Consider the following 11,780-nt stretch of genomic DNA (forward strand, 5'->3'; position numbering starts at 1 on the left):
TATTATGAATGAAGTAATTGAATAATTTTTAAAACGCGCTTATGGGGCGTTCAATTTGTGTGCTTATTTTTTAAAAAATACATAAAAACAAGTATTAAACGAGCTTGTTTGTCTATATTTGGCACTTCCAAAATTTTATTTACGTAAAAAGGGTAAATTCAAACCTATTATGTCAGATCAGCATGCTTCAGCTGACTCATGGCCGTGAATTAGTGACGTTCGTTCTATAGATGTAATGTCTATCATGTAAAAGACGCTGAAGGGTTAAGCCCTCCAGCGTCTTTTTTTGATCTGATTATTTGTCAGCTAAGTTGTAGAAAGCGTCAATACCTTCGTAAACAGCTAGGTCGCCTAATTGATCTTCGATTCTTAGTAACTGGTTGTATTTTGCAATACGGTCAGTACGTGATAATGAACCAGTTTTGATTTGTCCAGCGTTAAGTGCTACTGAGATGTCAGAAATTGTTGCATCTTCAGTTTCACCAGAGCGGTGAGAGATAACAGCAGTGTATCCAGCTTTTTTAGCCATTTCAATAGCGTTGAATGTTTCTGTCAACGTACCGATTTGGTTTACTTTGATTAAGATAGAGTTCGCTGTATCGTTGTCGATACCACGTTTAAGGATTTCAGTGTTTGTAACGAATAAGTCGTCACCAACTAATTGAACTTTGTCGCCTAAGCGTTCAGTTAATAGTTTCCATCCGTCCCAGTCGTTTTCATCCATACCATCTTCGATTGAGATGATTGGGTACTTGTTTACTAATTCTTCAAGGTAGTCTACTTGTTCTTCAGCGTTACGTTTCGCACCGTTTTCGCCTTCGAATTTAGCATAGTTGTAAACACCGTCTTCGTAGAATTCAGAAGCTGCACAGTCGAATCCTAAGAATACATCTTTACCAGGCTCAAGTCCAACTTTCTTGATAGCTTCTAGAATTGTTTCTACTCCGTCTTCAGTTCCTTCGAACTTAGGAGCGAATCCACCTTCGTCACCAACAGATGTTTCAAGACCACGGTCTTTAAGGATCGCTTTAAGTGCGTGGAAGATTTCTGCTCCCCAACGTAAAGCTTCTTTGAGTGTTGGTGCGCCAACTGGTAGGACCATGAACTCCTGGAATGCGATAGGTGCGTCAGAGTGAGATCCACCGTTAACGATGTTCATCATTGGAGTTGGCAATACTTTAGTGTTTGTTCCTCCAAGGTAACGGTATAGTGGAAGGTCAAGGTAGTCTGCAGCAGCACGTGCAACAGCGATAGATACGCCTAAGATTGCGTTAGCTCCCAGTTTACCTTTGTTTGGTGTACCGTCAAGTTCGATTAACGCTTTGTCGATTCCCATCTGGTCACGTACGTCCATACCGATGATTGCGTCAGCGATCGTTTCGTTTACGTTGTCCACAGCTTTAGTGACACCTTTACCAAGGTAACGGTCTTTGTCTCCGTCACGTAGTTCAACGGCTTCGTGCTCACCAGTTGAAGCTCCTGAAGGAACCATACCGCGGCCGAATGCACCTGATTCTGTGATGACTTCTACTTCGATTGTTGGGTTACCACGTGAATCAAGAACTTCGCGTGCAATAACGTCTGTAATAAATGGCATTTGTTTTCTCTCCTTTAATTTTCCTCTTCCATTTCCTGGAATAGGGTTGGTTAATTTATTTTAAATGTCCTCATAAAAGAACAGGTTAAAATCAGTCAGTTATTTCTGGATCAAGCTTTCGCCAGTCATTTCTTCCGGTTTATCAATACCTAAAAGATCAAGCATCGTTGGAGCCACATCAGCTAGTTTGCCGTCGCCTCTTAAAGTGACACCTTTTTTCGTCACGATGACTGGAACAGGGACTGTCGTGTGCGCTGTGTGCGGATTACCTTCAGGAGTCAGTTCAGTATCTGCATTCCCGTGGTCCGCAAAGATGATTGCTGTTCCGCCTTTTTCATGAATCAGATCCACTACTCGGCCGAGGTTCTCATCTACAGCTTCGATTGCTTCAATCGTTTTATCCAGCATACCTGAGTGTCCAACCATATCCGGGTTGGCATAGTTCAGGATGATGGCATCATGCTTGTCGTTCTTGATATCTTCAACCAGTGCATCAGTGACTTCATAAGCACTCATTTCAGGTTTTAAGTCATACGTTTCCACCTGAGGTGATGGAATCAGGATACGTTTTTCTCCTGGGAACTCATCATTTGTTCCGCCATTCATGAAGAATGTCACGTGTGGGTATTTTTCCGTTTCAGCGATACGCAGCTGGTTCAATCCATTATCAGACAATACTTGTCCGATCACGTTTTTCAGGAATACAGGCGGGAACATGATGTCCGCTGCCATGTCAGAAGTATACTGAGTAAAGGTAACAAATTTGATGTTTGACGGCACGTTTCCACGATCGAATTCATCAAAGTCCGGTTCTGTAATCGCACGGGACAATTGTATCGCACGGTCAGGTCGGAAATTGAAGAATAGAATCGCATCATTGTCGTTTACTGTCGCAACAGGTTTGCCGTCCTTTTCAATCACGATCGGTTCAATGAATTCGTCCATTGTGTCGTTAGCATAACTAGCTTTTACGGCTTCCACCGGATCGGTCGCTTTTACGCCTTCACCGTGGAAGATCGCATCGTATGCACGTTTGACACGTGGCCAGCGCGTATCTCTGTCCATTGCATAGAAACGACCAGAAATTGTTGCGATTTCACCGACACCTAAATCGTTAACGATTGTCTGAAGCTCGTCGATGAAGCGAGCAGCAGAATCTGGAGCAACGTCACGTCCATCAGTGAATGCATGGATGTACACTTTGTCGACTCCTTTGTTCTTAGCTGCTTCGATCAAAGCAGTCAGGTGACGCTGATGACTGTGAACGCCTCCGTCCGATACTAGACCGAACAGATGCAGCGCAGAATCGTTATCTTTGACATGATCGATCGCACCGTTGAAGGCTTCATTCGTTTCAAATTCACCGTCAGCAATGGCCTTGTCGATACGTGTAATACTTTGATATACCACACGTCCTGCTCCAATATTGGTATGCCCAACTTCTGAGTTCCCCATCTGACCTTCCGGCAGCCCGACAGCAAGCCCTGAAGCCTGCATCGTGTTGTGCGGATACTCATTCCAGTAACGGTCGAAGTTTGGTTTCTCAGCTTGTGCTACGGCATTACCGTACTCTTCTTCTCTCCATCCGAATCCATCAAGGATAATGATGGCTACAGGTGCTTTGCTCATTTATTCAGCCGCCTCCAGTAATTGCAGGAAAGAATCTGCTTCCAGGCTTGCTCCACCAACTAATGCACCATCGATATCCGGTTGTGCCATTAATTCTTTAATGTTTGCAGGTTTTACTGATCCACCGTACTGGATACGAACAGCATCTGCTACATCTTGTGAATACAAGTCAGCTACAGTACGACGAACAACTGAAATCGTATCGTTAGCATCTTCAGCTGTCGCTGTTTTACCTGTACCGATAGCCCAGATTGGCTCATAGGCAATAACTAGATTGCTTACCTGGTCAGCGCTTAAGCCTTTAAGAGCTGCTTCTACTTGACCGGAAACCAGGTCGTTAGTCTGTCCTGCTTCTTTTTGCTCAAGTGTTTCACCCACACAGATGATTGGTACCATGTTGTGGCGGATTACTGCATGTGCTTTTTTGTTGATGTCTTCATCCGTTTCATGGAACAATTCACGACGTTCTGAGTGACCGATGATCACATAAGCCACCCCGATATCTTCAAGCGCTTTAGGGCTGATTTCGCCTGTAAATGCACCTTCGTCTTCAAAGTGACAGTTCTGTGCAGCGATCTTAAGTTCAGTATCTACTGTTAAATCGATCAGGCTTTGAAGAAATAGACTTGGTGCGCCTATTACAGCATCTACTTTGTCTGCTGAAGGGATGTTTCCTTTAACAGCATCGATGAACGTTGCCGCTTCAGTCGATGTCTTGTTCATTTTCCAGTTACCAGCGATAATTGGTTTACGCATTCTATCGTCCTTCTTTCTCTTGTGTAGTTCAGGGAATGTTTCTTACCTTTTGAATCACTCACCGTCAATGCTCAGATCAGTCACTCTGCTCATCTGTTCAAAACGGCTTATCTTGCTTTTATTATCCAGCAATCCAAGCCTGACCTCGCACAAAAATGAAGAATGAGCCATTGCGCAGTTTGCTCATTAGGCGTCATTCCCTATTTTTGTGAAGGTCAAAACGGCTTATCTTGCTTTTAGTAAATTATTTGTCTGAAATAGCTGCGATACCTGGAAGTTCTTTTCCTTCAAGGTATTCCAGTGAAGCTCCGCCACCTGTTGAGATGTGACTGAAGTCTTCTTCAAATCCAAGCTGCTGAGCAGCAGTCGCAGAGTCTCCGCCACCGATGATCGTTGTAGCATCTTCAAGTTTTGCCAGTGCTTCACAGACTTTGATTGTACCTTGAGCGAAGTTGCTCATTTCGAACACACCCATTGGTCCATTCCATACAACAGTCTTCGCATCTTTCAATTCGTTTTCAAACAGTTCAACTGTTTTCGGTCCGATATCCAGACCCATCTTGCCTTCAGGTATGTTTTCTCCAACTATTTCAGTTTCAACATCATTAGAGAATTCTGCAGCTACGATAGAATCAACAGGCAGGACAAGCTTATCTCCAGCTTTGTCGATCAGTTCTTTAGCTAGAGACACTTTATCTTCCTCAACTAATGAATTACCGATGTCGTGTCCTAAAGCTTTGTAGAATGTATAAGTCATTCCCCCACCGACAAGAACTTTGTCAGCTTTAGCGATAAGGTTTTCGATGACGCCGATTTTATCTGAAACTTTTGCTCCACCTAAAATAGCAACGAATGGGCGCTTAGGCTCATCGACTGCGCCACCGATGAAGTTGATTTCCTTTTCAACCAGGAATCCGACAGCTGATTCAAGGTTTGACGCGATACCTACGTTTGATGCGTGAGCACGGTGAGCCGTACCAAATGCATCGTTAACGTAAACGTCGCCTAGGCTTGCCCAGTATTTACCTAATTCAGGATCGTTTTTGCTTTCTTTCTTACCGTCAACATCTTCAAACCGTGTGTTTTCAAACATCAGTACGTCACCGTCAGCTAGTTCAGCTACTGCTTTTTCAAGCTCTTCTCCACGAGTTTGAGCAACAAACTTCACATCTTTTCCGAGTAACTCACCTAGACGCTCAGATACAGGTTTCATTGATAGACCAGCTTTATCTTCTTCGGTCTTCACGCGTCCCAAGTGAGAAAAGACGATTACTTTTCCGCCTTGTTCAAGAATGTACTGTAAGGTTGGCAGTGCTGCCTGGATACGGTTGTCGTTTGTAATTTTTCCGTCCTTCATCGGTACGTTAAAATCAGCACGGACCAGTACTTTCTTGCCACTTAATTCTAAATCTTTAACTGTCTTCTTTGCCATGTGTAAAGTCCTACCTTTCTGTTTAGAAAACTAAATCTGTTGACTCTTTCTCTATAACTTCACAAAAAAAGGGGGAAGCGCGATCCCCTTTATTCAGTTTGAACAGCCCAATTTTTTGCTTGCGCATCAATCGTTGTGTCCTCTTAAATAGTAGAGTATTAGCTCCCCCGCTTATTTATTACTTTACAATAGAGTTGTTTCTATCCTTAGATATTCGCTGAATAGTGAACTACCCACCACTTAAATCCTCCGGATTTTGAAGTGGGGGCTTCCTACGAACTCCATTCTTGTCTGCACAGGTTTCATGCAGACAGAGGAATCGGATATGGGTAGGCTCAAAAGGCAGTCCCTGCCTCATAGGTTTTCTTTTACTTGGCTAACGCCAAGGAATACTCAGTAGGCTTGGTTGTCGCCTATATAGACTTGGTTATCGTCTATATATAAAGTATACCAAATGAGAATGACATTAACCACTTCAAGCTATCGCTTGACCGAAATTCATCTCCCACTTTCACTGGTGCTTCGCACCCATACGCTTAGAAGTGGGAGACTTCTTTCGGAATTACGTTAAAGGCTAGCGAAGTATTCTAAAGTTGAAACCATGTTTCCAGTAAATCCGTATTCATTGTCATACCAAGCAACAGTTTTAACTAATTGACCGTTGTCGCTGTCCATGATTTTAGTTTGAGTTGCATCAAAGATAGATCCAGCAGGCACACCAATTACGTCTGCAGATACGATTTCATCTTCAGTGTAAAGGTAAGCGCTTGATGAAGCTTTTTCCATTGCTGCGTTAACTTCTTCAACAGTAACTTCTTTGTTCAATACAGAATATAATTCAACCATTGAACCAGTAATTGTTGGAATACGTACTGCAGTTCCGTCAATTTTTCCGTTAACAGCTGGAATTACTTTACCTACTGCTTTAGCAGCTCCCGTAGAAGCTGGGATTGCGTTAGCTGCTCCGGCACGGTTTTTACGTCCGCCTGGTGCATCTTGCAATACTTGAGTAGCTGTATAAGCGTGAATAGTGCTCATTAATCCACGGTCAACTCCGAATTCGTTGTTCAGTACGTTAACCATTGGTGCTAAACAGTTTGTAGTACATGACGCTGCTGATACGATTTGATCGTCTGAAGTAAGTGTGTCATGGTTTACACCATAAACGATTGTTTTAAGATCGCCTGAAGCTGGTGCAGAAATCAGTACACGTTTAGCTCCTGCATCTAAGTGAGCTTGAGACTTATCTTTAGAAACGTAGAATCCAGTACATTCAAGTACGATATCAATTCCTAGGTCTCCCCAAGGTAATTGGCTAGCGTCTTTTTCTGCAAATACTTTGATGTCTTTTCCGCCAACTACTAATGCATCATCTTTAACTGATACTTCATGCGGGAAGCGACCTTGTGCTGTATCATATTTTAAAAGATACGCCAAGTCCTTGTTATCTGTTAAATCGTTGATTGCTACTACTTCTAACTCTGTATCCATTTCTAATACACGACGTAGAGCTAAACGACCGATACGTCCAAAACCATTAATTGCAACTTTTACTGACATAATCTAATTTCCTCCTTAGGAAATAAATATATTTTTATTTTAAAGGGTTTCCCCCATTTAAAATCTCATTTGCGGCTGCCTCATCCGTCACTAACCATGTGTGAGGAGGGACAGTTTTCATGTGAGCCTTTATCGCCTTCGCTTTTTCACGACCTCCGGCAACAGCGACTACATGAGGGATACTTGGTAATTTCGAGGACTGTAATCCGATTCGGGACAATTTGTAGACGATGTCTCCTTTTGGATCAACAAACTCTCCAAACGCTTCAGCTACTGCTCCTTTATCGATGAGCTCTTTGAGCGTGTCTTCATCCATTCCTCTTCTCTGGGCCATCTCAAGAGCATTGCCGATGCTGTAGATAACCAGCGAGGCATTCTCCAGAATTTCCAGAGTTTCTTTGATTTCCGGCTCTTTCATCAGCAGCGAGTAAGTTTCCATACGCACATGTTCTGGTACATACAAGGTTCTGCTCCTACCACCGGTCTTTCTCGCCATGTTCTCAGCAATGGCATTTGCCTGTATATCAACGGATTCACCGAGACCTCCGCGAGCCGGTACAAATAAAAGTTCCCGGTGCAGACCGATCTGCTGATTCATGACTTCCGCCACTTCCAGCATCGTTGTCCCGCCCATAACTGCTACGGTACTCTGCCCTTCCGGCAGAAGAAAGTCTATTACTTCAATTGAAGCTCTTGCCATGTCGATCAGACTAGATTCATCCTTGTCTGAATTGCCTATGACGATCGTGCAATGTTGAATGCCTAATGCATTAGCCAACCGGGTTTCCTTTTCCTGTGACTGAACGTGCTGTCCCATCAGTTCATCCAGCTGATATAACACTGTGATGCCTGTCGGTGTGCATTCCATGCCCTGCGTAGATGCCTTGATCAGTCCCTGATTTCTCAGGACCTCGACTTCTTTACGCAGAATTCTCTCAGTAAAACCGAGTCGATCTGCCAAAGCACGTCTTCCGATGGGGGCTGATTTCTGAATATGGCTCAAGATATAGTAACGCCTCTTCAATACATGAAGCGTTCCGGGTGCTACTTTTTCAATAACTGACAGCATATTAAAACGGCACCTTCCCGATACTATATTCGCCCAGTTTTCAGCAAGACAGCTGAAACTATCTTTCTTCGTCACGTACAAATACAGTGTAACAAGAAGCGGGGCAGATTTCAACCCATTAAATGAAATCGACGGGACATTTTACGTCCTGTCAATATTCATTCGGTTCCCTGTCTTCATCTCTTTTCAGTTTAGATTCTATAATGCTTTTCAGTTCTTCTTCAGTAATATGCTCATCAAAGATATAATCTTCAATGAATACAGTCGGTACCAGCGTAACATTAGCCTTAGCCGCTTCTTCAATGACTGCCTTGGAGTGGGCCGAATTGTTCTGCTCCTCAGCTCCACGTTTAGACTTGGCATACTCCGCCACTTCATCTTCGCCTAATCCGCCCCAGTCCTGCAAGTTTTCAAAATAATAATCAATATCTTTTCTAGCAGTCTCTTTATCTTCATAGTTTATATGTGCATGAAGGATGTTCCCTTTCCTCAATCCGGGTTTTTCCTTGTCAAAAAGCTTGACGATCCGTTCGACTTTCCCGTCCTCCACGTACTTATCAAGGACTGGTGTGCCTTTTTCCCACCACTCTTTACAGTATGGACATTTGAGATTGAGAAACTCCACAACTTTAATGGGAGCTTCTCTGCTCCCTAAATGGAGCCCGCCATTGACAGTTACAGAATCAGCATTTATTTTGCTTGTATCCATTCACTCACTCCCTTCAGATTTTCCCTACTCTCTACAGTATACTCTTGTGAAAAAGACTTGGCTAGTCATAAGCATTGTACGAAAACCTTTGTAAAATAGCTGTAGGCTTTGTGGTAGTTTAAGTCTCTGTTTGTGTATGAGTCAAAAAAAAGACTCCGAACAATCTGTTCAGAGTCTCCACATTCTTATTTATCTGTAAGGTCAGCAAAGCTGTCCATAATTTCATCTACAATTCCGTACTCTTTGGCTTCTTCTGCCATCATGAAGAAATCACGATCTGTGTCACGTTCAATGACTTCCATATCCTGACCAGTACGCTCAACCAGAATTTTATTCAAGCGGTCACGTGTTCTCAAGATGTGTTTAGCAGCGATTTCAATTTCAGTTGCCTGACCTTGCGCTCCACCTAAAGGCTGGTGAATCATGACTTCAGCATTTGGTAAAGCAAATCGTTTCCCTTTTTCACCGGCAGCTAGCAGGAAACTTCCCATTGAAGCTGCCAGTCCGATAGCGATAGTCTGAACATCCGCTTTAATGAAGTTCATTGTATCGTAAATAGCTAGTCCGGCAGTTACACTTCCACCTGGCGAGTTGATGTACAGGTAAATATCTTTTTCAGGGTCCTGTGCGTCTAGGAATAAAAGCTGTGCGATAACAGAGTTTGCGACTTGATCGTCGATGGCTCCACCCAGCATGATGATGCGGTCTTTTAATAGACGTGAATAAATGTCATACGCACGTTCACCACGTGGAGATTGTTCTATAACTGTAGGTACTAAATTCATATAACTTCCTCCTATAATTCAATCACAATTAGTGTAGCACACTTAAAACCTTAAATGAATCTAAAAAGATTATACACCAAAGGTCAAAGAAGGTCAAACAATGAGTTCGTTTAAATTTTCTTTATTATGTAAAAGTACCCGCTCATATAGAACGGGTACTTTTATAGACTTTCTTTATTCCGCACTGATCAGTTCAAGTGGTGCGCCGATTTCTTCATCGATCGTACCGCCTGAGAAGTAGTCGTAGACCGTGTCTACAGCAATCGTTCCCATTTCATAAGGTTGCTGTGCAATAGTTGCGTCCAGTCGACCAGCTTCGATTTCTGCCAGCGCATCATCGTTTCCATCGAATCCGACGACAATGACATCAGTCATACCGGCTGCTTCCAGTGCTTCTAACGCACCTAGAGCCATTTCATCGTTTTGAGCAAAAACGGCTTCGATATCTGAATAGGACTGGATAATATTTTCCATTACAGTCAGACCTTCAGATCTGTTGAAGTTTGCTGACTGGCTTTCCACAACGTTCAGACGGTCATTAGCCACGTTCATGAATCCTTCTCCACGTTCGTTAGTCGCAGATGCGCCAGGAACGCCTTCAAGCTGTACAACATCAGCATCTTCACCCACAAGATCAATGATAAATTCAGCCGCCATTTCGCCACCTTCTATGTTATCTGAAGCGATGAACGTCAGAACATCTCCGCCTTCACTGGAACGGTCGATTGTAATGACAGGAATCCCCGCAGAATTGGCTGACTCGATGGCTGGTGTAATCGCATCAGAGTCTACAGGGTTGATCAGTAAAATATCCACACCTTGCTGAATGAGGTCATCGATGCCATTGATCTGAGTTGCTGTATCATCTTGTGCGTCTACAGAACGGACAGTTGATCCGTTCTCTTCAGCTGCTTCAACCACGCCCCGCTGCAGATCTCCGAAGAAAGGATTGTTCAACGTTGAGATTGAAAGACCGATGGTAATGTCTTCAGCCGCCAGTTCTTCCACTTCCCCGTTATCTCCTGCCTGGTCTCCTTCAAGTGTGGCTGCTCCACATGCACTTAGTGCCAGAACTGCTGATAGTGAGAGTAATCCGATAAGTTTTTTCATTGTAATTCCTCCATTTTATGTTTTCTTATTTTTTCTATCCAATAGTACCGCAATGATGATGACGATCCCTCGAACCACTTGCTGATAAAAACTTGAAACCCCCAGCAAGTTCAATCCGTTATTCAATGTTCCGATAATCAGTGCACCAATCAGTGTGCCTACGATCCGTCCTTTTCCACCTGCCAGACTTGTTCCCCCAATAACGACTGCCGCAATAGCATCCAGTTCATAAGCTGTTCCTGCCGTTGGTTGAGCTGAATTCAGACGTGAAGTCAGAATCAGTCCAGCCAGGGCTGACATCATTCCTGAAATCGCATAAACCATAGTTTTTACACGATCTGATTTGATCCCGGCAATGTATGCTGCCTGCTCATTTCCTCCGATAGCAAATGTCTTACGCCCGAATGTCATCTTGTGAAGAATGACGAATAGGATAATGAAGGCAGCTGTTGTGATGATGACAGGGAAAGGAATGCCGAACAGGTATCCTCTACCGAAGAACTGGAAGGCAAATCCGCCGCCGAACCCTGTAATCGGGTTTCCTTCTGTGTAAACGAGAGTCAATCCTCTATATATAGTCATTGTTGCCAGCGTTCCAATAAATGGTGCCACATTCCCTTTAGTTATGAGCAGCCCATTGATCATGCCGAGGAATGCTCCAATAAGCAGTCCGGTTACTATCGCGAGAACTGGTGGGACACCGATGGCAATGATCCCGGCTGTCAGTGCACTGGACAAAGCCAAGGTCGACCCAACTGACAAGTCGATTCCTCCAGTGATAATGACAAATGTCATACCAAAGGCAATTAGTGCATTGACCGATACCTGTCTTAACAAGTTAAGCAGATTTGCCGGCCTGATAAAGTTGACATTCAGTACTGTTACGATAAGCATCAGTACGATCAGCGCAATCAGCGGACCCAGTTTCCGGTACAGGTCACTCCGTCTTTCCTTTTTTCTTGTTACTGCTGCATTTTTAGTTTCCATTATTCTCCTCCTGTAGCCAGAGAGTAATTACCAATTTTTTTGTTTTTTCGTGTTGTTTTAATGCAACTATCGTTGCTCTATCAATTAAAATACAAAAAGGCACCTCTTCCCCCCTTAATCTGATAAAATGAAGTTCACTAAAACAA

At 43.4% G+C, this 11,780-nt stretch carries 10 protein-coding genes; all 10 read right to left on the bottom strand.

The window, feature by feature from the left end; genetic code table 11:
• Positions 1 to 295: 295 nt before the first annotated feature.
• Positions 296 to 1,597 (bottom strand): phosphopyruvate hydratase, encoded by a 1,302-nt coding sequence (gene eno / locus ABFX15_RS04095; protein WP_346024228.1) that lies wholly within the window; start codon positions 1,595 to 1,597, stop codon positions 296 to 298.
• A gap of 99 nt (positions 1,598 to 1,696) precedes the next feature.
• Positions 1,697 to 3,226 carry a 2,3-bisphosphoglycerate-independent phosphoglycerate mutase gene (gene gpmI / locus ABFX15_RS04100; protein WP_346024229.1) on the bottom strand — a complete coding sequence of 510 codons (1,530 nt, stop codon included), beginning with the start codon at positions 3,224 to 3,226 and terminating at the stop codon, positions 1,697 to 1,699.
• On the bottom strand, positions 3,227 to 3,982 hold the full coding sequence (gene tpiA / locus ABFX15_RS04105; RefSeq protein ID WP_346024230.1) for a triose-phosphate isomerase: 756 nt from the start codon (positions 3,980 to 3,982) through the stop codon (positions 3,227 to 3,229).
• A gap of 244 nt (positions 3,983 to 4,226) precedes the next feature.
• Positions 4,227 to 5,414: a phosphoglycerate kinase gene (locus tag ABFX15_RS04110; RefSeq protein WP_346024231.1), complete on the bottom strand. Its 1,188-nt coding sequence runs from the start codon at positions 5,412 to 5,414 to the stop codon at positions 4,227 to 4,229.
• 567 nt (positions 5,415 to 5,981) lie between these two features.
• Positions 5,982 to 6,974 (bottom strand): type I glyceraldehyde-3-phosphate dehydrogenase, encoded by a 993-nt coding sequence (gene gap / locus ABFX15_RS04115; protein WP_346024232.1) that lies wholly within the window; start codon positions 6,972 to 6,974, stop codon positions 5,982 to 5,984.
• A gap of 34 nt (positions 6,975 to 7,008) precedes the next feature.
• A complete protein-coding gene (locus ABFX15_RS04120; RefSeq protein WP_346024233.1) occupies positions 7,009 to 8,043 on the bottom strand; it encodes a sugar-binding transcriptional regulator in 1,035 nt (344 codons plus the stop codon).
• A 151-nt stretch (positions 8,044 to 8,194) separates the two neighbouring features.
• Positions 8,195 to 8,752: a thioredoxin domain-containing protein gene (locus tag ABFX15_RS04125; protein ID WP_346024234.1), complete on the bottom strand. Its 558-nt coding sequence runs from the start codon at positions 8,750 to 8,752 to the stop codon at positions 8,195 to 8,197.
• A 185-nt stretch (positions 8,753 to 8,937) separates the two neighbouring features.
• Complete coding sequence (gene clpP, locus ABFX15_RS04130) at positions 8,938 to 9,537, bottom strand: ATP-dependent Clp endopeptidase proteolytic subunit ClpP (RefSeq protein WP_346024235.1); 600 nt, start codon at positions 9,535 to 9,537, stop codon at positions 8,938 to 8,940.
• A gap of 174 nt (positions 9,538 to 9,711) precedes the next feature.
• Positions 9,712 to 10,647 carry a D-ribose ABC transporter substrate-binding protein gene (locus ABFX15_RS04135; RefSeq protein WP_346024236.1) on the bottom strand — a complete coding sequence of 312 codons (936 nt, stop codon included), beginning with the start codon at positions 10,645 to 10,647 and terminating at the stop codon, positions 9,712 to 9,714.
• 15 nt (positions 10,648 to 10,662) lie between these two features.
• Positions 10,663 to 11,634 carry an ABC transporter permease subunit gene (locus ABFX15_RS04140; RefSeq protein ID WP_346024237.1) on the bottom strand — a complete coding sequence of 324 codons (972 nt, stop codon included), beginning with the start codon at positions 11,632 to 11,634 and terminating at the stop codon, positions 10,663 to 10,665.
• Between the last annotated feature and the right edge of the window lie 146 nt (positions 11,635 to 11,780).

Origin of the sequence: Alkalibacterium indicireducens (assembly GCF_039522005.1) — a bacterium.
In the GTDB taxonomy this organism is placed as follows: domain Bacteria; phylum Bacillota; class Bacilli; order Lactobacillales; family Carnobacteriaceae_A; genus Alkalibacterium; species Alkalibacterium indicireducens.

Coding starts and splice junctions, on each gene's coding strand:
- eno (WP_346024228.1), bottom strand. CDS start 1,597: ATGCCATTTATTACAGACGTTATTGCACGCGAAGTTCTTGATTCACGT.
- gpmI (WP_346024229.1), bottom strand. CDS start 3,226: ATGAGCAAAGCACCTGTAGCCATCATTATCCTTGATGGATTCGGATGG.
- tpiA (WP_346024230.1), bottom strand. CDS start 3,982: ATGCGTAAACCAATTATCGCTGGTAACTGGAAAATGAACAAGACATCG.
- ABFX15_RS04110 (WP_346024231.1), bottom strand. CDS start 5,414: ATGGCAAAGAAGACAGTTAAAGATTTAGAATTAAGTGGCAAGAAAGTA.
- gap (WP_346024232.1), bottom strand. CDS start 6,974: ATGTCAGTAAAAGTTGCAATTAATGGTTTTGGACGTATCGGTCGTTTA.
- ABFX15_RS04120 (WP_346024233.1), bottom strand. CDS start 8,043: ATGCTGTCAGTTATTGAAAAAGTAGCACCCGGAACGCTTCATGTATTG.
- ABFX15_RS04125 (WP_346024234.1), bottom strand. CDS start 8,752: ATGGATACAAGCAAAATAAATGCTGATTCTGTAACTGTCAATGGCGGG.
- clpP (WP_346024235.1), bottom strand. CDS start 9,537: ATGAATTTAGTACCTACAGTTATAGAACAATCTCCACGTGGTGAACGT.
- ABFX15_RS04135 (WP_346024236.1), bottom strand. CDS start 10,647: ATGAAAAAACTTATCGGATTACTCTCACTATCAGCAGTTCTGGCACTA.
- ABFX15_RS04140 (WP_346024237.1), bottom strand. CDS start 11,634: ATGGAAACTAAAAATGCAGCAGTAACAAGAAAAAAGGAAAGACGGAGT.